Origin of the sequence: Methanohalophilus levihalophilus (assembly GCF_017874375.1) — an archaeon.
In the GTDB taxonomy this organism is placed as follows: domain Archaea; phylum Halobacteriota; class Methanosarcinia; order Methanosarcinales; family Methanosarcinaceae; genus Methanohalophilus; species Methanohalophilus levihalophilus.
The window spans coordinates 13,110-34,612 of sequence record NZ_JAGGLK010000002.1; the positions used below are offsets into that span (position 1 = coordinate 13,110).

The 21,503-nt window shown below is 44.1% G+C and carries 25 protein-coding genes; 10 read left to right on the forward strand and 15 right to left on the reverse strand.

All coding sequences use genetic code 11. The features are described 5' to 3' along the window. Positions 1–79 precede the first annotated feature (79 nt). Positions 80–886, reverse strand: coding sequence for a methyltransferase domain-containing protein (locus J2755_RS03695; RefSeq protein ID WP_209679957.1), 807 nt, complete (start codon positions 884–886; stop codon positions 80–82). Positions 887–1,093: 207 nt separating this feature from the next. On the opposite strand from J2755_RS03695, the gene J2755_RS03700 reads away from it, so the two are divergent. From J2755_RS03700 to J2755_RS03730, 7 genes are all read left to right on the forward strand, one after another. Next, positions 1,094–1,576 (forward strand): 3-isopropylmalate dehydratase small subunit, encoded by a 483-nt coding sequence (locus J2755_RS03700; RefSeq protein WP_209679959.1) that lies wholly within the window; start codon positions 1,094–1,096, stop codon positions 1,574–1,576. Positions 1,577–1,596: 20 nt separating this feature from the next. Continuing rightward, positions 1,597–2,724: an isocitrate/isopropylmalate dehydrogenase family protein gene (locus J2755_RS03705; protein WP_209679963.1), complete on the forward strand. Its 1,128-nt coding sequence runs from the start codon at positions 1,597–1,599 to the stop codon at positions 2,722–2,724. A 114-nt stretch (positions 2,725–2,838) separates the two neighbouring features. After that, the gene (locus J2755_RS03710; RefSeq protein ID WP_209679966.1) at positions 2,839–2,988 is read left to right on the forward strand and encodes a hypothetical protein; all 150 of its coding nucleotides are present in this window, start codon (positions 2,839–2,841) and stop codon (positions 2,986–2,988) included. Between the two features lie 104 nt (positions 2,989–3,092). Then, complete coding sequence (gene tes, locus J2755_RS03715) at positions 3,093–4,583, forward strand: tetraether lipid synthase Tes (RefSeq protein WP_209679968.1); 1,491 nt, start codon at positions 3,093–3,095, stop codon at positions 4,581–4,583. A gap of 49 nt (positions 4,584–4,632) precedes the next feature. Next, the gene (locus tag J2755_RS03720; protein WP_209679970.1) at positions 4,633–4,947 is read left to right on the forward strand and encodes a Rieske (2Fe-2S) protein; all 315 of its coding nucleotides are present in this window, start codon (positions 4,633–4,635) and stop codon (positions 4,945–4,947) included. Next, entirely contained in the window at positions 4,947–5,201 is a 255-nt protein-coding gene (locus J2755_RS03725; protein ID WP_245312687.1) for a glutaredoxin family protein, read from the forward strand. Before J2755_RS03720 ends, J2755_RS03725 begins: the two co-directional genes overlap by 1 nt. Before the next feature lie 2 nt (positions 5,202–5,203). After that, positions 5,204–5,536 carry a ferredoxin-thioredoxin reductase catalytic domain-containing protein gene (locus tag J2755_RS03730; RefSeq protein WP_209679974.1) on the forward strand — a complete coding sequence of 111 codons (333 nt, stop codon included), beginning with the start codon at positions 5,204–5,206 and terminating at the stop codon, positions 5,534–5,536. Between the two features lie 2 nt (positions 5,537–5,538). On the opposite strand, the gene J2755_RS03735 is transcribed toward J2755_RS03730, so the two are convergent. From J2755_RS03735 to J2755_RS03790, 12 genes are all read right to left on the reverse strand, one after another. Then, on the reverse strand, positions 5,539–6,504 hold the full coding sequence (locus J2755_RS03735; protein ID WP_209679978.1) for a DUF128 domain-containing protein: 966 nt from the start codon (positions 6,502–6,504) through the stop codon (positions 5,539–5,541). Between the two features lie 73 nt (positions 6,505–6,577). After that, a complete protein-coding gene (locus J2755_RS03740; RefSeq protein ID WP_245312689.1) occupies positions 6,578–8,296 on the reverse strand; it encodes an ABC1 kinase family protein in 1,719 nt (572 codons plus the stop codon). Between the two features lie 32 nt (positions 8,297–8,328). Beyond that, on the reverse strand, positions 8,329–8,652 hold the full coding sequence (locus J2755_RS03745; RefSeq protein ID WP_209679992.1) for a phasin family protein: 324 nt from the start codon (positions 8,650–8,652) through the stop codon (positions 8,329–8,331). 62 nt (positions 8,653–8,714) lie between these two features. Further along, positions 8,715–10,436, reverse strand: coding sequence for an ATP-binding cassette domain-containing protein (locus J2755_RS03750; RefSeq protein ID WP_209679995.1), 1,722 nt, complete (start codon positions 10,434–10,436; stop codon positions 8,715–8,717). A 31-nt stretch (positions 10,437–10,467) separates the two neighbouring features. Then, positions 10,468–11,271 (reverse strand): geranylgeranylglyceryl/heptaprenylglyceryl phosphate synthase, encoded by an 804-nt coding sequence (locus J2755_RS03755; RefSeq protein WP_209679998.1) that lies wholly within the window; start codon positions 11,269–11,271, stop codon positions 10,468–10,470. Then, positions 11,220–11,369 carry a 50S ribosomal protein L40e gene (locus J2755_RS03760; protein WP_209680001.1) on the reverse strand — a complete coding sequence of 50 codons (150 nt, stop codon included), beginning with the start codon at positions 11,367–11,369 and terminating at the stop codon, positions 11,220–11,222. The genes J2755_RS03755 and J2755_RS03760 overlap by 52 nt, the downstream gene beginning before the upstream one ends. A 90-nt stretch (positions 11,370–11,459) precedes the next feature. After that, positions 11,460–12,890 (reverse strand): Asp-tRNA(Asn)/Glu-tRNA(Gln) amidotransferase subunit GatB, encoded by a 1,431-nt coding sequence (gene gatB / locus J2755_RS03765; RefSeq protein WP_209680004.1) that lies wholly within the window; start codon positions 12,888–12,890, stop codon positions 11,460–11,462. Beyond that, positions 12,890–14,308 carry an Asp-tRNA(Asn)/Glu-tRNA(Gln) amidotransferase subunit GatA gene (gatA, locus tag J2755_RS03770; RefSeq protein WP_209680018.1) on the reverse strand — a complete coding sequence of 473 codons (1,419 nt, stop codon included), beginning with the start codon at positions 14,306–14,308 and terminating at the stop codon, positions 12,890–12,892. The genes gatB and gatA overlap by 1 nt, the downstream gene beginning before the upstream one ends. 9 nt (positions 14,309–14,317) lie before the next feature. Next, positions 14,318–14,599, reverse strand: coding sequence for an Asp-tRNA(Asn)/Glu-tRNA(Gln) amidotransferase subunit GatC (gene gatC / locus J2755_RS03775; protein WP_209680020.1), 282 nt, complete (start codon positions 14,597–14,599; stop codon positions 14,318–14,320). Positions 14,600–14,685: 86 nt separating this feature from the next. Continuing rightward, a complete protein-coding gene (locus tag J2755_RS03780) occupies positions 14,686–15,852 on the reverse strand; it encodes a Coenzyme F420 hydrogenase/dehydrogenase, beta subunit C-terminal domain (RefSeq protein ID WP_209680023.1) in 1,167 nt (388 codons plus the stop codon). A 158-nt stretch (positions 15,853–16,010) separates the two neighbouring features. Continuing rightward, positions 16,011–17,192, reverse strand: coding sequence for a PAS domain-containing sensor histidine kinase (locus J2755_RS03785; protein WP_209680026.1), 1,182 nt, complete (start codon positions 17,190–17,192; stop codon positions 16,011–16,013). Between the two features lie 82 nt (positions 17,193–17,274). Beyond that, positions 17,275–18,462, reverse strand: coding sequence for a sensor histidine kinase (locus J2755_RS03790; protein ID WP_209680029.1), 1,188 nt, complete (start codon positions 18,460–18,462; stop codon positions 17,275–17,277). Positions 18,463–18,636: 174 nt separating this feature from the next. Here J2755_RS03790 and J2755_RS03795 point away from each other — a divergent pair, with 174 nt between their 5' ends. From J2755_RS03795 to J2755_RS03805, 3 genes are read left to right on the forward strand one after another with little or no spacing between them, the layout of a single operon-like run. Further along, positions 18,637–19,614, forward strand: coding sequence for a radical SAM protein (locus J2755_RS03795; RefSeq protein WP_209680033.1), 978 nt, complete (start codon positions 18,637–18,639; stop codon positions 19,612–19,614). A gap of 24 nt (positions 19,615–19,638) precedes the next feature. Beyond that, positions 19,639–19,953, forward strand: coding sequence for a hypothetical protein (locus J2755_RS03800; protein ID WP_209680036.1), 315 nt, complete (start codon positions 19,639–19,641; stop codon positions 19,951–19,953). Between the two features lie 53 nt (positions 19,954–20,006). Beyond that, on the forward strand, positions 20,007–20,219 hold the full coding sequence (locus J2755_RS03805) for a hypothetical protein (RefSeq protein ID WP_209680039.1): 213 nt from the start codon (positions 20,007–20,009) through the stop codon (positions 20,217–20,219). 1 nt (position 20,220) lies between these two features. Here the strand turns inward: J2755_RS03805 and J2755_RS03810 are convergent, their stop codons facing one another. Next, complete coding sequence (locus J2755_RS03810; RefSeq protein WP_209680043.1) at positions 20,221–21,240, reverse strand: restriction endonuclease; 1,020 nt, start codon at positions 21,238–21,240, stop codon at positions 20,221–20,223. Continuing rightward, entirely contained in the window at positions 21,212–21,379 is a 168-nt protein-coding gene (locus J2755_RS03815) for a hypothetical protein (RefSeq protein WP_209680046.1), read from the reverse strand. The genes J2755_RS03810 and J2755_RS03815 overlap by 29 nt, the downstream gene beginning before the upstream one ends. Between the last annotated feature and the right edge of the window lie 124 nt (positions 21,380–21,503).

Sequence of the window (21,503 nt, forward strand, 5' to 3'; positions counted from 1 at the left end):
GCATTGCTAACTTTAAAGCAAGACATCGCTATTGAAGACTTATCCTTTCTTCCATTTCAGGGAGCTGAAAGCTCAATTCTTATTTCTTCCCCACGCCCTTAAAGAAAGTATACATAAATGTCCCGTAGTCTGCCGCGGTCTTGTGAAGGTCTTCTATTCCACTGTCAAACGCTTCAGAATCGATTAGTCCCATTTCAACGGCATTTTCCCTTACACCTTCTACCATAGGAATAATGGTTTTTCTCACAAATCCTTCTTCCATATGAGGACGGCTGGAGTCACTATAGACCATGCGGGGAGATACCGTAATGTCATTGAAGCCTGCTTTTTTGAGAAGTGGATAAACCTGCCTTCCAATGAGTGAATCGCCTTGAATTTTCGCTTGCACTTCTATCAAACTATTCCATGCTTTCAGTGCATTCTCAGTCTCCGGATGGAAAAAGCATGAGCCATGATCTCCTTCAATTACCGTGATAGTTCCGCCTTTTTTGAGAACCCTGCGCAAACTTTCTAAGGCTTTAACTGGTTCCTTAAGATGTTCCAAAACAAAACAAACAAAAACATGATCAAAACTTTCATCTTCAAACGGTAGATCAAAGAGATTTTCCACAAAAAAATCTACATTAGTTATCCCTTCTTTCAAAATACGTTCTTTTGCCGAATTGAGAGAATCTTCGGAAATGTCAACAGAAGTGATATGAGCTTCCGGACTGTTCCGTGCGAGTATAGCGGTTTGTGCACCAATCCCGCATCCTGCTTCAAGTACCTTACTGCCTGAAGGATACATTGTATCGCTATGCAAAAGCTCTTCAAGTGTGTTTGCCTGATCGCAGAGGCGAATCGATTCCCTTTCAGAATAACCATGAACATAGTCATTAGAAGGCATAATAGATCTTTTTTACATGGAACTAATACCTATTTAAGTACTGGGCATGCAAATCCAGGGTTACGACGTGAAACACTTATTCCATAAGAAAGTAGGATTCCGGGTAAAACCTCCCATCTAACTTATGTAATATTAGATTATTAACTGTGCCAATTCACAATAGCTGTAACTAACACTAATATAAATTAGGATAATTTCGGTGATAATATGAAGGGCAAAGCATGGAAATTCGGCGATGACGTCGACACTGACGCAGTCATCCCGGGAAGATACCTGGTAATGAATACTCCTGAAGAGCTGGCAGTCCACGCCTTCGAAGGAGTAAGACCTGATTTTGCAAAGAATGTCCATGAAAACGATGTTATTGTTTCCGGAAACAACTTTGGATGCGGCTCTTCAAGGGAGCATGCACCAATTGCCCTGAAGGGAACAAAAGTCAGTTGCGTTATTGCAAAGTCGTTTGCAAGGATTTTCTTCCGCAATGCAATCAATATTGGTGTCGCACTCCTTGAGTGCCCTGATACAGATCGCATTGATGAGGGAGATGAACTGGACATCGATCTTGCAAGCGGCGTTATTAAAAACCTTACTAAAAATGAACAGTATCAGGCAACTCCTCTGCCTGACTTTGTCCGCGAAATTGTTGATGCAGGCGGACTTATCGAATACACACGCAAACTTATTGCCTGAAATTAATAGGAGAGATTTAGATGGCACAATATAAAGTTCCGGTTCTGCCAGGTGACGGCATCGGTCCGGAAATCGTAGCAGAAGGTATGAAAGTCATCGACGCAGCCGGAGAGAAATTCGGATTTGACGTTGACTGGATTGAGTTCCCACAGGGAGCTGACCACTACCTTGAGACAGGTGAACTGATCTCAGAAGACACGCTTAAAGAACTTTCAAATTACAAGACTATCTACCTTGGTTCAATCGGAGACGACAGGATTGCACCAGGTGTACTTGAGAAAGGAATCCTGCTTGCAGCAAGGTTCTACTTTGACCAGTACATCAACCTGCGCCCAATCAAGCTTCTTGAAGGTGCATGGTGCCCGCTCAAGGACAAAACCCCTGCAGACATCGACTTCGTTGTTGTCAGGGAAAACACCGAAGACTTCTACATCGGAATCGGTGGAAGGGCAAACAAAGGCATGAGCAAAGATCTCCTCGAGGTAAACAGGACACTCTACAATGCAAAGTTCGGCCTTGATATCGAGACAGACAGTGAGGAAATTGCTTACCAGATAGGTATGATCTCCAAGGAAGGCACACAGAGAGTAATCAACTACTCCTTCGACCTTGCTGAAGGCAGAAACAAACACGTTTCCTCCGTTGATAAGGCAAATGTCCTTTCCGACATCTACGGATTCTGGAGAGAAGAATTCAACACAATCGCTGACAAGCACCCTGATGTAAAGACCGATTTCAACTTCGTTGACGCAATAACCATGTGGTTTGTCAAGAACCCTGAATGGTTCGACGTAGTTGTCACACCTAACATGTTCGGTGACATCATTACTGACCTTGGAGCAATGGTTCAGGGCGGTCTCGGACTTGCCCCAGGAGGAAACATCAACCCTGAAGGTACCAGTATGTTTGAGCCAATCCACGGTTCAGCACCAAAATACAAGGGTCAGAACAAGGTCAATCCAATCGCAACCATCTGGGCAGGTGCAATGCTTATCGAACAGCTCGGCGAGAAAGAAGCAGCTGATTCCATCGTCAAAGCTATCGAGCAGAACATCAAGGAAGCAAAGGTCCAGACCTACGACATGGGCGGCTCACACGGAACTTCCGATATCGGCGATGATATCGCAAGAATCGTGCTCGAGATGTAAGTTTACTTATCCTTTTTACCTTCACGTCTTTTTGGACGTGAAGGCTTTTTCCTGTTTTTATTTTCCTGACAAAATGGCAACATTCTTTTCATAAAATAAAGCAATTTATCTCCTATGCCATACCACCCGCTCATCTACGGTGCACTAGCATTTCTCATAAGCTTGCCTGTAATATATTGGCTGACAGGAGAAATCAGATGGAAGTTCGCACTCTATGTAGCCATCGGTGCAACCATTGGGAATTTCATAGGAAGCATGATCTGAACATGCATTACCCACGAGTTCAGGAATAAATTTTATATGAACTTATGATATACAGATATTTGGGGAAATTCATTGATACCCACTGGTATTAATGGGGTGAATAAGTGGAGTATACCAAATCAATTTGTCCAGAATGTCTGGACGTTATTGAAGCTAAAATATTCGAAGAAAACGATATGATAATGATGGAAAAAACATGCCCGGAACATGGGGATTTCCGGGAAGTATATTGGTCTGACGCCAAACTCTATCAAAAATTCAAAAAGTTTGAAAAAATGGGAGATGGAATCTCCAATCCCATGACAAAAACAAGCCAGGGATGCCCAAAAGATTGTGGTATTTGTGAGAAACACAAAACTACAACACTTCTTGCAAACATCGATGTTACCAACCGTTGTAACATGAGTTGCCCTATCTGCTTTGCAAATGCAAAAACCAGAGGTCTGATCTATGAACCTACCTTTGAGCAAATAGTCGATATGCTCAAGATGCTAAGGGATGAAAAACCAACCCGATGTTTCTCAGTCCAGTTTTCCGGCGGAGAACCGACGGTTCGTGATGATCTCCCTGAAATAATTAGAGTCGCGGAAGAGATGGGGTTTGTGCAGATCCAGATAGCAACCAATGGAATTCGGATCGCAAAGGACCTTGATTATGCCAAAAGGATGATGAAGGCCGGATTGCGAACTGTTTATCTCTCCTTTGATGGCATCAGCGAGGAAATATATCGGGATATGCGCGGATTCAATGCATTTCCAATGAAAGTCCAGGCCATTAAAAATTGCAGGGCTGCAGATATCAGGAGCGTTGATCTTGTACCCACAATCGCCAGGGGCATCAATGATCACGAAATCGGGGATATTATCAGGTTTGCGGCCGACAATCGGGATGTTGTCAAGGGAGTTAATTTCCAGCCAATTGCTTTTACAGGAAGGATTGATCAGGAAAGCCGCAACCAGAAACGCTTCACAATTCCGGATCTGATAAAGAGTGTGGAAGAACAAACCGAAGGCCAGGTTCCGGCAGATGCCTGGTATCCTGTTCCCTTTGTAGTTCCCGTCTCAAGATTCCTGGAAAAAGTCCAGAGAAGAAACCTTCCCGAGTTTACAGTGCATCCGCATTGCGGGGCGGCTACCTATGCATTTGTTGAAAATGGAAAGCTGATACCAATCACAGATTTCATAGACGTGGAAGGATTCATGGGAATCCTTGATGATGCATCAGAAGAACTCAATGGAAAACGACCCAAAGACATGCTAGTCCTCGCAAAAGTCCTGAAAATGATCCCTCAGGTTGTAGATTCCGAAAAGGGACCAAAAGACATCAACGTTACAAAACTGCTTGTCAACGTAATCAAGGACGGTGGAAAAGAAGTCACACGGCAATTCCACAGGAACGCCATGTTTCTGGGATGTATGCATTTCCAGGACCCGTATAATTTCGATGCTCACAGGGTTGAAAGTTGCGGAGTCCATTATGCAACCCCCGATGGAAGGGTGATACCATTCTGCACCTACAACACCTTGCACCGGGACGCTGTGGAATCAAAATTCCTGCGCCCTTATGAAAGCAAACCGACTGCCATAGAATCCTGAGTAGTTATTTATAGATTGCAAATCCACTTTTATTACCGGGGGATATCCATTGGAAGAAGAAAACTGGACCCTAGCAGCCCAAGAAAGTGAATTGAAAGATGACCGTAAAGCCATTTCCCTGAATGGACAGAATATTCTTCTCATCAGGAAAGATGATGAGATTTTTGCAGTAGAAAACAGATGCATTCATATGAACTGCAAGTTCACAAGAGGTGAACTTAATGGCTATAACCTGAAATGTCCCTGCCATGACTGGGAATTTGACATCCGAAGTGGAGAAATGACAGTGGCATCCGAGCTTAAATTAGCAGTATATCCTGCAAAGATTGACAGCGGAACAATTTACATTGAAATGGGGGATTAATGATGACCGAAGACGTTATTTTGTATACACTCAGCACATGTCCATGGTGTCGGAAGAGTAAGGCATACCTCAATGAACGCAACATTCCTTTTGATAACATCGAATACGATCTTGCGGATGAGGAAACAAAGGAAATGATCCGCAATGTAATCGAGGAATCGGGCGAAAAACTTGCATTTCCTTTCCTGAAAAAGGGAGATCAGTGTATCTGCGGATACAATCCGAAAAAATATGCCGAAATTCTGGGGCGCTGAGTATGGACACAGAAAAGCGAAAAGCCCAATATCGCGAGATGTTCGGCCGGGTGGCCGATGCTCTTGGGTACAAATTCAGCCCGGATGAGGAAATCGTGGATTTCATACTTGAGCAGGAAGTCACTTTGGAGAAAAAACACGGAAATCCTTTTTGCCCCTGTCAGGGACTTAAAGGCAATCGTGAAGAAGACATGAAAATCGTATGCCCTTGCATTCCGTTCAACCGGGAACATTTTGATGCCATGAAACGATGCTGGTGTGGCCTTTTTGTTCATAAGGACGTTGAAGATCCCGATGAACTCGAGCAATTGGCATACAGTGAATTTAACAGCTAAGGTTAAGGCAGAAACAGATCTTCATATTTCATTATTGTTGATACGGGATCGGTGTTCACAGGAATACCGGCCTCTCCTACCGCAGCTATTGAATTGACGCCAACCGCGACTACAACCCCCGACATGTCCGTATCAACCGGAGCACCATAAACATTTCCATTTTCCCCGCCGATTTCAAACATTCCTCCAACTTCGGATTTTGCAAGGGATTCTAATACACCCTGCGCCCGCTCAGCAGCGGATACCGGAATAGTTCGCATGTTTGCAAGAATCCTCCCGGACCCTTTCTCAAGCACATCAAGCACTGACGTTGGTTGTCTGATAAGGAAAATCTTAATCGGATCGATGGATGTACCTGAATAGGATATCAAATCCGAAAATCTGTCAGGTTTCCAGTCATTCATTTCCAGAATGCCACCAAATGCGGGTTTTACCGGAATCCTGTTCCTTAGCAAAACACCATCAAAGGTGATACTACAAACCGTAGCTATCCCGACCTTCCCGGCCGGAACATGGATTAAAGGGGAGTCTTCATCAAAAAGAGCTATTTTTGGGCTGATTGAAACCTTCGATGCTTTCTCGATTATATCAATTGCATCATCAAAATCATTTTTGTCGACATAGGAAATGTTGACAATTACATTGCCTTTCCCTGTTTCTGGATTGTAATCAACCTTGTAAATAAGATCTTCAATATGCGTAATGACGAAATCAAGCCTGTCCCCGATAAGGGCTTCTTCCAACTCCTCGGCACCCCGGGAAGTAATTGTTCTCCCGTTGTAACCGTGCTTGTGAGTAAAACCTCGCTCATCAAGTATCCTTAAATGATACCTGACAGCCCTCTCTCCCAGATTGTAGCCCCTGTTGTGAAGCTCATCTGCAATGGCACGAGCCCCTATCGGCCTGTCACTTTCACTGATAATGCGCATGATTTCAATCAATTTGCGCTCAATCTGGGGGTCTGTCATAGGTGGATCACCGGCAAAGTCCTTCCGTGTACCAACCTATTGCCGGTTAAATGCTTAAAAAGGTATCGGAAGATCAAATATTCCCCGTACGCAGGATGTAAAGCACTAAAGCCAGACCAAGGAAGCCGGCGGTTAAAAATCCAACCGCACCAATCAGCGGTACACCCCAGAGAAACGGTTCCATGCCAGTCTGGATAATCAACGAGGAACCAACAATTATTGCGGAAATGATAAGGCTGAATGCCACGCGGTTGCTGGAAGCATTGATTTCCGCAACAATCCTGTCCAGCCCATGGTGCTCAAAACGCAGGTTCAGATAACCCCTTTCTGCAACTGAAAGAACATGAGACAACTGCAAAGGCGCTTTCTTCAGGAGTCTCTTTGTATACCAGAGATCATTGTAAACCCCTTTTGCCATATTGAGAGGTTTTGTTCTTTCAAACATTACCCTGCGAGCATAAGGTTCCGCAATTTTCGCAATGTTCAAATCCGGTGAAAGCTGCATCGCAAAACCGTTTATTGTCATCATGCCTTTGAAAAGGAGAGCAATATTTGACGGAATACGGATATGGTATTTCCGCAGGGTCTTGACCATTTCCCCGAGCATCTCCGCGGTGTTAATCTGCTTAAGGGAGCGACCGTAGTATTTGTTCAGCAAATGTTCGTAATCATTCTTCAAAGCCTCAGTACGGGCCTCTTCATCAATCATCCCGAGATCCTTGAGCACCTCGATGTAGCGCTGCAAATCACCCTGGGTAATGGCAATCAGGGCATCAAGCAGCAATCCCTGCATCTCTGTAGATATGTGCCCGGACATTCCCATATCAAGTAGCGCAATCCTCCCGTCAGGAAGAACAAAAACATTCCCAGAATGCATATCGGCATGGAAAAACCCATCCTCAAAAACCTGTCTCATGAACGCTTCCGTGCCATACGTTGCGACCTGGTTTACATCGACACCCATCTCTTCAAGTTTTTCAAAATCATCACACTTGACACCGTCAATGAATTCCAGCGTGAGGACCCGTTCACTACTGAAATCCCAGTAAACACGGGGAATGACAACATTCTTGTTGTCTTTCATGTTCTCCCTAAAACGCTCGGTATTGCGGGCTTCCTGAGTAAAATCCAGTTCAGAATGAATGGAGCGGGATATTTCATCGATTACCCCAACGGGATCATAAAGCCTGATTTCCTCAAGATGCTGCTCTGCAAACCCAGCCAGACTGTACATTATATCCAGATCAGCATCAACTATTTTCTTTATTGCAGGTCTCTGTATCTTTACCGCAACGTCCTCCCCACTGTGCAATTTTGCACGATGAACCTGTCCGATGGAAGCTGCTGCAATTGGATCCCGGTCAAATTCTGCAAATAATTCCGAAATTGGAGAGCCCAATTCACTCCGGATCATCGCTTCAACGTCTTTAAAGGGAAACGGAGAAACACGATTCTGTAATTTTGTTAACTCCTTTGCATATTCCTCAGGAACAAGATCCTGACGCATGCTCAAAAGCTGTCCGAATTTTACATAAGTAGGTCCAAGTTCTTCAAGGGCTTTTCTCGCCCGCTCTGGACTACTACCCCTTTGACTGTTTTCACCGAACCCCGGTTTTCCAAAACGTGATTTGAAGCGGCTCCTGGATCGGAGTCCCATCTGGTCTACAAAATAGCCGAACCCGTGCTTTACGAGTACATCTACGATCATTCCATAGCGCTTGACCATGGAGTATCGTCGCAACATGCCTCCAACCATAATACCCGGGGGAAAGCGATGAAGATGGATTACCATCTTCAAAAACAAAACTTTCCGATTTTAGGAAATTATTCGTCTTTCTTTAATGCTTCTGCAAGCATCTCTTCGAGTTTGGCGATCTTGTCTTCAAGGGCCTTGATTTCTTCCTTAGAAGCAATTTCGGTCTTTCCGAAAGTCTCCTTTACTTTGGAAGAGATCTTTTCTTCGAGATCTTCCTGCTGCTCATTCTTTCTATCGATGAGCTCTTGTACGTACTTCTTCCCCTCTTCCCGGTTTATTTCCCCGCTTTCAATCAATTCCTTGACATATTCGTCAATCTTCTCTTCAGTCATTGCATAAATACCGATACCAAAAAGTCCTAATTTCTTCATGTAATCCACAGGGTCTCCCATGGTTTAACCTCCATATGCAATTATGACTTTCAAACTATATAAGCAAACACGAATAGAAGCATTTACTCAGAAAGGATTTCTTCCAGACCCTCATCAAGATACGTGGCGTTGGAAGATTTGATGAATGTATCACAGACTTCTCTGGCATCTCCATCCGCTTCAATGTGATTATTGCGGACAAGGATAGCCCTGTGGGCTACTTCCCTTACAAAATCCATGTGATGGCTGACAAGGACAATGGTTGTGCCTAACTTCTTGTTAATGTTTTTCAGGGAATTGGTAACATCCCTGAGAGTTACCGGATCAAGGTCGCCAAAGGGTTCGTCCATCATCAGGATTTCAGGAGAAGTGGCAAGAGATACTGCAATGTAGGCGCGAACATGTTCCCCGCCGCTTATTTCATCCGGTCTCTTGTCTAGGATTTCAAGCGGTAAATCAAGGGCTTCAAAAACAGGTTCTGCGTATTCATGCATGTTCATATCCACAGGATAGGGGAACAGTTTTCCATAGATATCCACACCCAGTCCCATTTTGGAAAGTGAATCCTGCTTCTCATCCTCACCCATGTCAGGGAGGCGGTAAATTGTGTCCAGCATCTCATCCGAGATTCCAAGATCAATAGCCTTCTGCCGGGCTTCCTCTATGGCACCCCTGCGTTTGAGTGCTAACCTGAAGCCGATTTGCTGCCCAATGGTGGAATGAGGAGACAAAGTAAATTCCTGATGCATTATGCTTATTTTGCGAAGTATATCCATTCTTTTCTGGCTGTACACGGTAAGATCGACCCAATCGTCTTCATGGGAATAGAGTACCTGTCCTTCTTTAGGAGGAATCAAACCTTCAAGAATTCGTAAAATAGTGGTTTTTCCACCTCCTGAAGGACCTATTAAGGAAACAATTTCACCTTCGTTAATGGAAAATGAAATATTTTCCAGATTGAGTACTTCCCCAACTCTCAGAAGATAATAGCGTTTTGATATATCCTTTGCAGTGATGCAAGGTTTAGTATCATCCGGTGTTGAAAGATCAACTTTGGGAGGCAAACCTGTAAGGAAATGCCTGACAACTGCATCAGGATCTCCTTCTTCTGCAACCTTGCCTTCATCAATATAAATGAGCCTGTCAGCAAGATACCGGTGAACTTCCGGCAAATGTGAAACTACAATAATCGGGATGGAAAGATGATCTTTCAATTGTTTGATAACATCCATGATTTCCTGCTTTGTATCGGGACCTGTCATGGTTACAGGTTCATCAAGAAGCAGGAGCCTTGGTCGGGCTGCAAGTTGTCTTGCAAGAATAAGGCGTTGTTTTTCCCCACCGCTTAGTGCCTGTGAGAAATGGAGGGCTTTCTCCTCAAGACCCACAAGTCTCAGAAATACGAGGGCTTCTTCATACATTTCATCATAGTAAGGTGAATCAGGTTCAGGTAAGCCGTCGTACCCGCGCCTGTGGTAATTTAATTTCCTCAAGATATTTTCAATTGCAGGACCTGCCCAGAGACTGAAATTGCGCTGGAAATGGATAGCAGAATTGTGTTGCAGGAATTTTGCACCCTCAATACCTGAAGCAGGGTTTACTTCCTGCCCGTCAAGTTCGATTGAACCGTTGTCAAAAGACTCAACACCACGTAGAATACGAAGAAGAGTAGATTTACCACACCCACTTTTGCCGGTGATACCGAGGATTTCCCCATCATTAACAGTAAAATTGATGCCATCCAGAACCTTCTTTTTACCGGATGATGTGTCGTAAGATTTGGAAATATCCTGGATTTTTAACATTTACGCACCTCTTTGGTGGTTGAGGATACGCTCACTTTTTGATGCCGGAAACAAATTCTTCAATTTTGCCCTTTACATCAGAAGCGTCTTCCACTGCCGTACCTGTAACAATTATATCGGCACCTGCAGCGGCACAAATCGAAGCGGCTTCACCATCACGAATACCGCCACCGACAATCAGCTTTGTGTCACCAATTGTCTTCTTAACAGCTCCAATCATCTCCGGTGGAATTGGTGAGTCCGCACCTGAACCAGCTTCAAGGTACACAAAATGCATACCAAGGTATTTGCCGGCCAAAGCATAGGCAACTGCGAGTTCGGGTTTCTTGCGCGGGATTAATCGTGCATCTCCCACCCATCCCACAGTTCCTCCAGGCTCCACAATTAGGTATGCCATGGAAATGGGTTCAATCCCATACTGGTAAACCAAGGGTGCACCCATTGCCTGATTGGTAGTAATATAATTGACGTCTCTCGAATTGAGAAGACTCATAAAAAAGACAGCGTCTGCATGAGCGCTGACTCCCCCGGCATTTCCGGGGAAAAGAATGACCGGTACATCGGTCTTTTCTTTAATAGCCAAAACCGTCTGGTCGAGCACATTGCCGGCAGCTCCTGTAGAACCGCCAACCATGATTGCATCAGTGCCACCGGCTACTGCCGCCGCAGCTATTTCCCCGGCCTTTTCAGGCGACTGGGATGCAGGATCAATTAGTGTCATGTGGGCACAGCCGTCCCTTTCAATGACACTATTGAGATGTTGCTCAACCTGAGACAGGTCAATCAGCCTCTCTTCACCTCTTTGTTTTTCACACGGAGGTTCTTGTAGCCGCATTTCCTGCAGCGTGTTGCCCTTACAGCGTTACGGGCATTGCAATTCATACAGATTTTCTTGTTGAGTATACGTTCCTCTGCTTCTGGGAATCTTGCCATTTTTTCACCTTAGCATGGTAAATATAATATATAGATTAATATCGGGCTGGCTACATGTCCTTCAAAACATATAATTGTTTTGGAAAGGAATCACCTGTGCTTCTCATCGATTTCACGTATCAGTAGCTCTCTTGCACTTTGTGCATCTGCTCTTCCACGAGTCTTCTTCATTACCTGTCCCACAAGGAAATTGAGTGACTTTTCTTTCCCCGCAAGGAAGTCCTGCAAAGCTTCCGGGTTTTCGTCAAGGCTTTCGGAAATTGCCTGTGAAACAATGTCACCTTCAACCTTTACCAGACCTTTCTTCTCCACGATTTCCTCAGGGTTGCCACCGTCATCAAGAATAGTCCTGATGACATCGACACCGCTCTTTTCAGTAATCTTATCGGAAGTCACAAGATTGATGATTTTCACCAGATCTTCAACCTTAAATGAATTAATACCAAGATCACGGTAATTCAGTTCACCTTTAAGGATGTCAGCAACCCATGCAGCTGCTACTACCGGATCCACTTCTTTCGCGACTGATTCATAGAAATCAGCTACACGGATATCGGATGTAAGTGCTTTTGCGTGGGTGTCTGCGACGTTGTAATCGGAAATGAAGCGCGCCCTTCTGGCATCAGGAAGTTCCGGCAGAACAGCACGGATTCCATCAACCCAATCAGTTACCCGCATTGGTACAAGATCAGGTTCAGGGAAATACCTGTAGTCGTGTTCCTCTTCCTTTGTCCTCATGGAAATGGTGACACCTCTTGCTTCATCGAAGTGGCGGGTTTCCATAACAACAGTTCCTCCTCTGCGAACAAGGTTTTTCTGCCTCATTATTTCGTACAGAAGTGCCCTTTCCGCTCCTTTGTGGGAGGAAATGTTCTTGACTTCAGCTCGGTCTCCGCCTCCAATTGATACATTGGCGTCAACTCTCATGGAACCTTCAAGGTCACCATTAAAGACATCGAGATACTCAAGGATATTACGTAGCTTATCAAGGAAACGTCTTGCTTCCTTGGGACTTCTCATGTCAGGCTCTGTGACAATTTCAACCAGAGCCATACCTGATCGGTTGTAATCGATAAGTGTTCCCTTTGATTTCTCAATGGAACCCATGTGCATAAGCTTTCCTGGATCTTCTTCCATGTGGGCACGTGTTATACCTACTTCGTGCTCCCCATCTTCACCGTCAATCACAATTGTTCCGTTTCCAACAATCGGGAAATCGTATTGGGTGGTCTGGAAGCCTTTTGGAAGATCAGGATAGTAGTAATTCTTACGATGGAATTGGGTCTGCTCCACAATCTCACAGTTCATAGCAAGACCTATTTTTATCGCGTATTCAACCGCCTTTTTGTTGAGTACTGGCAATGACCCGGGAAGTCCCATACATACAGGACAAACATGGGTATTGGGTTCATCGTTGTGATAATCAGTGGAACATCCACAGAATAACTTGGTGTTGAGTTTGTTTAGCTGGACGTGAATTTCAAGCCCAATCATCACACCATCAGGATTCTCGTAAACCATTATGCCACCTCCCCTGCGGTGTTCAAATGATGATCAGTATTCTTCTCAAAGGTGTATGCAGCCTTGAGAATACTTGCCTCGTCAAAGTGCTTTCCAATTATCTGCAAACCAACTGGCAAACCGTCTGCAAGTCCGCATGGAACTGATATTGATGGCACTCCCGAGAGGTTCATAGGTACAGTGTTTACGTCAGAAAGATACAATGAAAGCGGATCTTTCACCTTTTCACCAAGTTTGAATGCGGGAGCCGGCATCGTTGGTGCCATCATTACATCAACATCGGAGAAAGCCCTGTCAAAGTCTTCTTTCACAAGAGTACGTACCTTGAGAGCTTTCAGGTAATACTTGTCATGGTAGCCTGCAGAAAGAGCATAGGTTCCAAGCAGGATACGCCTCTGGACTTCCGATCCGAAGCATTCATGCCGGGTTTTTGACGCCATCATGTGCCAGTTTTCTCCCTCTGACCTTGGGCCATACCTTGTTCCGTCAAACCTTGCAAGGTTAGAAGAAGCTTCACTCATGGCAATAATGTAGTAAGCAGCTAATGCGTATTTTGTATTTGGAAGGGATATTTCAGTATAAGTTGCACCAAGTTCCTCGAACTTTGCAATTGCATCCCACACTTTTTTCTCAATGTTCTCGTCGACACCTTCACCGAAATATTCCTTTGGAATACCGATTTTCATGCCTGAAACGTCATCTTCCAGACTACCTCTGTAATTGATTTCCCTGTTCACGCAGGTACTGTCCCTGTTATCATAAGTACCGATAACGTCCATCAAAGTTGCGATGTCTTCAACACTGTTTGCAAGGGGACCGATCTGCTCGAGGGAATTTGCATAGGAAACAAGCCCGTAACGTGATACTCCACCATATGTTGGTTTTAATCCCACAACACCACAAAATGCTGCAGGACAACGTACTGAACCACCTGTATCAGATCCAAGTGATATCGGGGCCTCACCTGCTGCAACAACAGCAGCGCTACCACCTGAAGAACCTCCCGGAACACGTTCTGTATCCCATGGATTCAGGGTTGGTCCGTAGTGACTTGTCTCAGTTGAAGTGCCCATTGCGAATTCATCCATGTTGACCTTGCCGAGTATGATTGCGCCTTCGGCTTTGAGCCTCTCGACTACATGGGCATCGTAGGGTGGGATGTAACCCTGCAGGATTTTTGAACCGCAGGTTGTGGCCATCCCTATTGTAGAAATATTGTCTTTGATAGCAATCGGAACTCCGGCAAGTGCTCCTTTACCTTCGCCACCGATGGATTTTGCCTCTTCAATCGCATTTTCTGCGACGTAAGTGAAGCCGTTAATATTGCTCCTCTGTATTTTTTCAAGATAGGAAGAAACAACCTCTTCTGCGGATGAGCTTGCAATTCTCTCTTTGACCTGTGTAATAGTTTCCAGCATATTGCAACCTCACATGATTTTTGGCCCTTTGATGTAGCCTTCCTTGCTTTCATCCGCATTGCTAAGCACGTCTTCCTGTGGAAGTGAAGGTGTACGCTCATCTTCCCTGAAAACGTTCATCAAATCTGCGACGTGGTACGTGGGATCTACGCCGGACGTATCCACCTCATCCAGCTGGTTAAAGTAATCGAGTACAGTGTTCAGTTCGGAGGCGTACTTTTCGGCCTCTTCCTCTGAGAGACTGATACGGGAAAGCCATCCGACATGTTCCACTTCATCCTTTGTGATCATCGTGAGTTCCTCTGGAATGAATTAATGATTATATATGTCAGTTACACAAAAGGTAATGATATTAAAATATTCTTGTCATTGCAGGTTCAGCACTTCTTCTTGTCCCTGCGGTTAATACCATACATCTGTACTTTCTTGAGTTTCGCCAGATGCATGACATGCTCCATCTCAACATCTTCCAGAGGCCTAGCTTCGATAAAACCACTATCTATAGCTTCTTTGAATATTTCATATCCAATGGATGAACGTGCAAGAACAGTCGTGTATCCCTTTGGACTCCCGATACCTCCGAAGCTTATATCCGAATTCTCAGCAGCCATATCAGTACAATACTTGCAGGAACTGCTCCTATATTCATCAAAATCTGAAAGTGGAAACTTTTCCACCCCTTCTTTTGTTTCAAATTCAAACATTCCTTTCCGGATTTTCATCGCATCAATATCCTTAAGGGAAAAACCGTGATTTTCCGCAAATTCCTTAATTCCTTCGTAGGAAAAAGTATCCATGCAAAAAAGACCAAGACGCAGGACATTTGCCCTCATGAACAGGCGCAGAAATCCTGAAGGGCTTTTTTGCATCTTGTAAACTGCATCTATGTTGCAGCTCGGACCCACAAATGCAATGCTTCGCATACCTTTCTCTATGGAATCCATCAACTGGCCTATTGTCATGCTGTGGGAATAAATGCTTCCGGAGGAATTCAGCAAATCACCATATGATTTGGCTACAATTGCAACAGGTTTCCAGGGTTCTGCCTCTGATTTTGTGGTCACTACCGCACAGTCGATGAGACCTTCCTCCAGAGCATAGGCGAGTAGTGCAGTTACAACACCTCCATCCTGCCCCCTGACATCTTTGAGCTTGCTTTGGGCAGCATAGGCAAAGCGGATTTTCCCGATCAAATCCTCTTCAGTGGTGATAGTTCGGGGACATTGGTTATAGCAAACCCCACAACCATTGCATGGACCAACAATGCGCGGTTTATCATCCCTCATCTCAATAAATTCGCAGGATGCGGCACAGGCACCACACATGGTACATATACCCGGTTTTATGATATCCCTGTTCAGCTTCCCAAACGAAAGCCTTGTTTCCTCATCGATGCTATGCTTAAGCCGGGCAACACTTTTCTTCATATCCCTGAACGAGCGCATACACTCCGATGAACAAAAAAAGTACTCCTGATCCCCATACTCAAACTTGTAAGGTGTGCATTCCGGAACTTCCTGATCACACACCGGATCATATTTCATTTTGCTATTTTCTCCTTTTATAGTGACAAGATCACTTTCGCAGAGAAGGCAGAAACTGGCCTCCAGAAAAGAGGTTAACTCACTAGCTTAAGAAGTTCTCGCTCCGAAGCAATTTTTCGTGCTTCATCGCCATAATTTATCATGAAAAACAATAACAATCATTGTTTAGTATTTTTAGGACTTGCAGGAATAGTGAAAGTAAACGTACTCCCGGTCCCCAATTCGCTTTCGACCCGGATCTCCCCGTCATGCATCTCTACAAATGCATCAACAATCGAGAGCCCAAGACCTGTGCCTTCATCTTCCCGGCCAATGGAGTTCGGGATCTGCCTGAAAGGCTCGAATATTTTGTTGAGATATTCTTCGGGAATTCCTATACCAGTGTCTGAAACTGATATTTGCACCCCATCCCGGGTTTCTTCAAAAACAAGTGAAATCCGGCCATAAGTTGGAGTAAACTTAACCGCATTCTCCAGCAGGTTGTGAAGAATTTGCTTTAGCTTGGATCTGTCTGCAATAACCGGAAAATATTCAGAATTAAAATCTGCGACAAGGCTTATGTGTTTTTCCATAGCAAGAGGCCTGAAAACTTCCACTTCATCATTGAGTACTTCTATAAGGTTAAAAACTTCCAGATAAAGCTCATACTTTCCTGCATCAACTTTTGTGACGTCGAGAATATCATTAATGACGCTTAACAGATGATTGCTGCTCTTCACTATGTTTTGGATGTAACCCTGCTGCTTTGCAGTAAAATCATCCCCTTTTTCAGATTCAAGTAGCTGGGAAAAACCAATTATGGAATTCAGCGGTGTCCGCAATTCGTGGCTCATGTTCGCAAGGAATGCCGACTTGGAATGATTCGCTTTTTCAGCCGCGAGTTTGGCCTCAAATAGGGATTCTCTGCCCTTGATAAGTGCTTTTTCCGTTTCTTTCTGGCTTGTGACATCGTCGACTGTAAGCAATACCCTTTGGTTGCTATCCAGTCGGATTAGAGTGGTTGAAATAATCAGATCTCTCGTGGAAGGACCCCTGTCAGTTCTGATTGTTAGCTCCCCGCTTTTCTTGTAGACACTTTCACCTGTCTGGAAAGTGTGCATTACAGCATTCCTGACCGGACATTCTGAACAATCCGCACTTCTTCCACATCCTTCCCTATCAAACGAATTTACACAATCAAACAGCTCTCCGCCAAGGAGGCCCAACGACTGCTCAGGACTTTTCCCGAGAACTTCGGAAGCGAAGTGATTAATAGCATCAACTTTGCCCTCGGGATTTACAACTATCATAACAAACGGAACATCATCAAAAAAGGATGTCAGTGCGGAAGTTTCCTCCATCGTTTTGCTCCCCTACCCCTTCCTAATACTATTTGTTAACTATATACTACTTGTGCTACTATGTCAGGAAAAACGATAACGATTATGAAGCGGAAACTTCGATACCTTCAGGTATAGTAAAAGTAAATATGCTTCCTTCTCCAACTTCACTTTCAACCCAGATCTTACCTCCATGAATCTCAACAAATGGTTTTACAATTGAGAGTCCGAGGCCTGTCCCCTCATATTCCCGGCTGCTGGAATCCTGTACTTGCTTAAAAGGCTCGAATATATTCTCAAGATCTTCTTTTGGAATTCCTATTCCTGTGTCAGATACTGAGACTTGGATACAATCATCTGTTTTCCTGAGATCCAGTGAAATCTTTCCATTAGGCGGGGTAAACTTTACAGCGTTTCCCAGAAGATTATACAGGATCTGCCTCATGTTGGATTTGTCTGCATAGACAGGGAATTGTTCGCCGTCCAAATTCGAAGAAATGGAGATGGCCTTTTTCATAGCAAGGGGATGAATCATCTGCAATGTATCTTCAGCTAGCTCTGCAAAATCAAACTCTTCAGGGCAAAGCTCATGCTTGTTTGCGTCTATTTTTGAAAGATCAAGAATATCGTTGATCAGATGCAGGAGATGCGTACCGCTTTTCAAAACGTTTTCCACATATCCTTGCTGCTTCTCGGTGAGTTCTCCTCTTTTTTTGTCACCAAGCAACTGGGAGAAACCTATTATTGAATTCAATGGAGTGCGCAGCTCATGGCTCATGGTGGCCAAGAAAGACGATTTGGAACGATTGGCGTGTTCAGCCTCCAGTTTGGCTTTTAAAAGCATTTCTTTGCTCTGAATCAATGCTTGTTCCGTCTCTTTGAGTTTTGTTATATCGTCAACCGTGAGTAAAACTTTAGGGGCACCAGAGCTGCTTAGCAAAGAAGTTGAGATTACAAGTTCTCTTGTAGACTTTTCACCTTCAGCTATCACTGTCAATTGCCCGTTTTTCTTATAAATGTCATCGCCTGTCTGAAAAGTGTGCGTTACACAATTGCGAACCGAACAAGAAGAACACTCCCTGTTTTTTCCGCACCCTTCGCCCTTGAACGCATTAACACAATTGAATAAATCCCCGCCAAGAAGATTTAATGAATGTTCCCAATCCTTACCAACAGCAATGGTTCCGGTATGGTTAATGTCTTCAACTCTCCCTTCCTCGTTGACAATAACCATAACAAATGGAGCTTTATTGAAAATAGATCTGAACGTGGCATTGTTTCCACTTTTCATCCTATTAAATTATGTCCTTCCCTGAATATCAACTTTTTTGAATGGCATTACCCAGATACATGTGTCTATTCCTTTCCTATTGGAAATTCAAGATATCCTTATTTTTAAATCTCAGGCATACACCAATCTTACCGGGCAAAAGCTATAAAAGCAAAAGTTCACATTCGTGAATTGATGGATGCCAAAACAAAAGCCAGGCTTCTGGAAATTGGAAAAGTCCGAATGGACCCGGCCCTTTTGAAGAAAGTTACAATCCCCACAGCCGGACCTGGTGCCGGGAAACTGGCATTTTTCTTCCGTTCAGGCGACCAGCGGGTAAGGCTGGGAATCAATGAAAACTCTCCGTTTCTCGCGACAGAAGAAGACGGGAAAATTGTAATCCGAGAAAATGGACAGGAAATCGTGCGGGGAGAGATTGAAGAAGAGCTTATCCATTGTCCGGATCAGGCTTACGTCAACCTCACGGAAAAGTGCACTTTTGATTGCAAATTCTGCCCTGTCCCAAAGCTTTCCGGGAAAGTGAAATCCGTGGAAGAAGTGCTTCAGATGATTGAAGAAGCAAATGCCAGCGGCAAGCTGAAAGGCATTTCCATAACTTCAGGAGTGGACACGACAGCCGAAAAAGAAGTTGAGAGGGCAATCAATGTCATTGAGGGAACAAAGAAATACGGAGTCCCTATAGGTGTCGGCATTTATCCAACAGAAGGATCCACAAAAAGACTCAGGGATGCAGGTGCCGAGGAAATCAAGTACAACGTGGAAACCATGGATAGGGAACTCCATGATAAATTATGCCCGGAACAGCCTCTTGAAGAAACTCTTAATGCGCTGCATGAAGCCGTGGAGATCTTCGGAAGGAATCACGTTTGTTCAAACTTCATAATTGGACTGGGAGAGTCCGATGAGACCGTTGAAAAGGGCATCAAGGAACTGATTACCATGGGAGTTGTGCCCATTCTCCGTCCTGCAAGTATGCATCCCCTGCGTGAAGGTGAAGTGTTTATCGATCGTCCAACCGGTGATCGATTGCTTCGACTGACAAAATTCCTCCGGGAGGAGCTAGAGAAAGCTGATCTTGATCCCGGAGCCTTTAAGACAATGTGTCTTCCCTGTACAGGTTGTGATCTGAGTCCCTACTACGATCTGGAATAAAAGCTACTGGAATCCAAGAATACCATGGAAGAAGTCCTGGATGCATCCACTGAAATGCAGGAATCTGATTTTGATTTTACGAAACCTCCATTATCCCTTGAATTCATAAAGGGGATTTTCAGCAAAAACGAGATTATTGCTATCATTGACTTTGGAATGCGACATTTTTACGTGATGCAGGAAGACAATGAACCAATGACACCTCTTTACGATAATTCATCTTATCATCCTGATATCGAGGAAATAATCCTGTTCATGCAAGTGGAAAATATAAGGATAATAAAGATGAAGGATGGCAAATTGTACCGTGGTTCAATAGAAAGGGGATATGAAAAATAATGCTCAAAATTCTGGAAAAGTATTAATAATCTACTTCCCTATGAAAGGCAGACATGATTGAAAAATTATATGAAATCCATATTGGATATGTCATTGCAATCGGTATTATCATCAGCGCAACTCTTTTTTCTTTCCTTCTCAGGTATGCGGATGAAGGAAATTTTGTCCTTGTTCTGTTGCTTGGTATATCAATTGGTATAGTAGCCATTCTCATTACCAAGGTTATCGCATACCAGCGCTATTACAAACAATTCAAGGATATGTAATTCAATATCCCTGAATAGCATTCCTTACTGAATTTAGCCAGTCGCCAGCATCCTTTACTTCAACTTCATGGCGAATTATTCCATCTTTAGATTCAAGAATCACAAGCTTTTTCCGCCGGAAAGCTCCCGCGCTTCCTCCCTCACACCCGGCGATATCTTTCAGGTTAATAGAAAGCAATAATTCATTCTTTTTCCCGATAACTTCAAACCTGCGGGAGGTAAGGATAACGAATTCTCTGCCGGAACTCTCCAGCTTCATGAGAGTCTCGCCCCGAAGGTACGAGGGACGAAGGCTCTCTAGCATGGATATGAAGGCCTGAAGCTTAAGCGGAGTAAATTTCATAATTTCAAAACTGCTGCCTCCAAAAACCAGGATAATATCGTTTGCTTCCTGATGGAATCCTACAATATCCTTCACCTTAAGCCTCTTTAAAAGCTCAGGTTTTCGGGAGAAGAGAGAAGTGGATTGTTTTTCAAGAAAAATGTGTTCAGGAGTAAGAGTCAGGTTTACCTTTGACCCTTCAAACATCACATGATGTCGTCCAATAACCGTTTCGCCATTAACAGAGATTTCAGTTTCTGGCGCAGACTGCTTTGAATCGGGATATTGCTCAGGACAGTAATGATCAAGCATTGTAACCAGCAAGGAGCCTTCTATGAGTTTTACATTGTGTTTTGCTGCTTCCTCATGGGCTTCCCTTGTAAAGCCGGAAGTTGTTACGATAATAACCCCGTCAACATGTTCGCGGTATTTGAGGCTGCAATATTCCCGGACTTCCTTTACACCCACGTTTCCACTGTAGCGTTTTGCCTGGATCAGCCACACATGGGATAGACCCACGTGATCAATGGAAGCTTCAATGTCCACCCCGCCATCTTTTGAAACAGGAGTTAATCGGGTTCTGTAACCCATAGCCTGAAAGAGATGGGATACCAGATTTTCAAAATCTGTTGGATTAAGCTGACGCAGATAACTAAGATCCCACATGAAATCATTCTTCAGCTGTGTAAGAAAGTCCACACTCCGGACAGGAATAGGTTACCAGCTTTACCCCTTTTTTTGTAGCAGTTGCTGATCTTTGCATCCATGTGCCGCATGTAACACATTTCTGATCAAATACCGTACGGTTTGGAACAGTTTTTTCATCCTGACCTTCCAAGGCATTTCCTCCAATTAAGCTCCCTTTTACGCATCCAAATGTGGGTTGTGTGTAATTTGCGGACAACCATGCAAATGTTTAAATGCTTTTATTTCGTAGATATGAAGGGATAACTCAATATTAA

Excerpts from the sequence above, each read along its gene's own strand:
- J2755_RS03695 (WP_209679957.1), bottom strand. The coding sequence starts at position 886 with ATGCCTTCTAATGACTATGTTCATGGTTATTCTGAAAGGGAATCGATT.
- J2755_RS03700 (WP_209679959.1), top strand. The coding sequence starts at position 1,094 with ATGAAGGGCAAAGCATGGAAATTCGGCGATGACGTCGACACTGACGCA.
- J2755_RS03705 (WP_209679963.1), top strand. The coding sequence starts at position 1,597 with ATGGCACAATATAAAGTTCCGGTTCTGCCAGGTGACGGCATCGGTCCG.
- J2755_RS03710 (WP_209679966.1), top strand. The coding sequence starts at position 2,839 with ATGCCATACCACCCGCTCATCTACGGTGCACTAGCATTTCTCATAAGC.
- J2755_RS03725 (WP_245312687.1), top strand. The coding sequence starts at position 4,947 with ATGATGACCGAAGACGTTATTTTGTATACACTCAGCACATGTCCATGG.
- J2755_RS03730 (WP_209679974.1), top strand. The coding sequence starts at position 5,204 with ATGGACACAGAAAAGCGAAAAGCCCAATATCGCGAGATGTTCGGCCGG.
- J2755_RS03735 (WP_209679978.1), bottom strand. The coding sequence starts at position 6,504 with ATGACAGACCCCCAGATTGAGCGCAAATTGATTGAAATCATGCGCATT.
- J2755_RS03740 (WP_245312689.1), bottom strand. The coding sequence starts at position 8,296 with ATGGTAATCCATCTTCATCGCTTTCCCCCGGGTATTATGGTTGGAGGC.
- J2755_RS03745 (WP_209679992.1), bottom strand. The coding sequence starts at position 8,652 with ATGGGAGACCCTGTGGATTACATGAAGAAATTAGGACTTTTTGGTATC.
- J2755_RS03750 (WP_209679995.1), bottom strand. The coding sequence starts at position 10,436 with ATGTTAAAAATCCAGGATATTTCCAAATCTTACGACACATCATCCGGT.
- J2755_RS03755 (WP_209679998.1), bottom strand. The coding sequence starts at position 11,271 with ATGCGGCTACAAGAACCTCCGTGTGAAAAACAAAGAGGTGAAGAGAGG.
- J2755_RS03760 (WP_209680001.1), bottom strand. The coding sequence starts at position 11,369 with ATGGCAAGATTCCCAGAAGCAGAGGAACGTATACTCAACAAGAAAATC.
- gatB (WP_209680004.1), bottom strand. The coding sequence starts at position 12,890 with ATGGTTTACGAGAATCCTGATGGTGTGATGATTGGGCTTGAAATTCAC.
- gatA (WP_209680018.1), bottom strand. The coding sequence starts at position 14,308 with ATGCTGGAAACTATTACACAGGTCAAAGAGAGAATTGCAAGCTCATCC.
- gatC (WP_209680020.1), bottom strand. The coding sequence starts at position 14,599 with ATGATCACAAAGGATGAAGTGGAACATGTCGGATGGCTTTCCCGTATC.
- J2755_RS03780 (WP_209680023.1), bottom strand. The coding sequence starts at position 15,852 with ATGAAATATGATCCGGTGTGTGATCAGGAAGTTCCGGAATGCACACCT.
- J2755_RS03785 (WP_209680026.1), bottom strand. The coding sequence starts at position 17,192 with ATGGAGGAAACTTCCGCACTGACATCCTTTTTTGATGATGTTCCGTTT.
- J2755_RS03790 (WP_209680029.1), bottom strand. The coding sequence starts at position 18,462 with ATGAAAAGTGGAAACAATGCCACGTTCAGATCTATTTTCAATAAAGCT.
- J2755_RS03795 (WP_209680033.1), top strand. The coding sequence starts at position 18,637 with ATGGATGCCAAAACAAAAGCCAGGCTTCTGGAAATTGGAAAAGTCCGA.
- J2755_RS03800 (WP_209680036.1), top strand. The coding sequence starts at position 19,639 with ATGGAAGAAGTCCTGGATGCATCCACTGAAATGCAGGAATCTGATTTT.
- J2755_RS03805 (WP_209680039.1), top strand. The coding sequence starts at position 20,007 with ATGATTGAAAAATTATATGAAATCCATATTGGATATGTCATTGCAATC.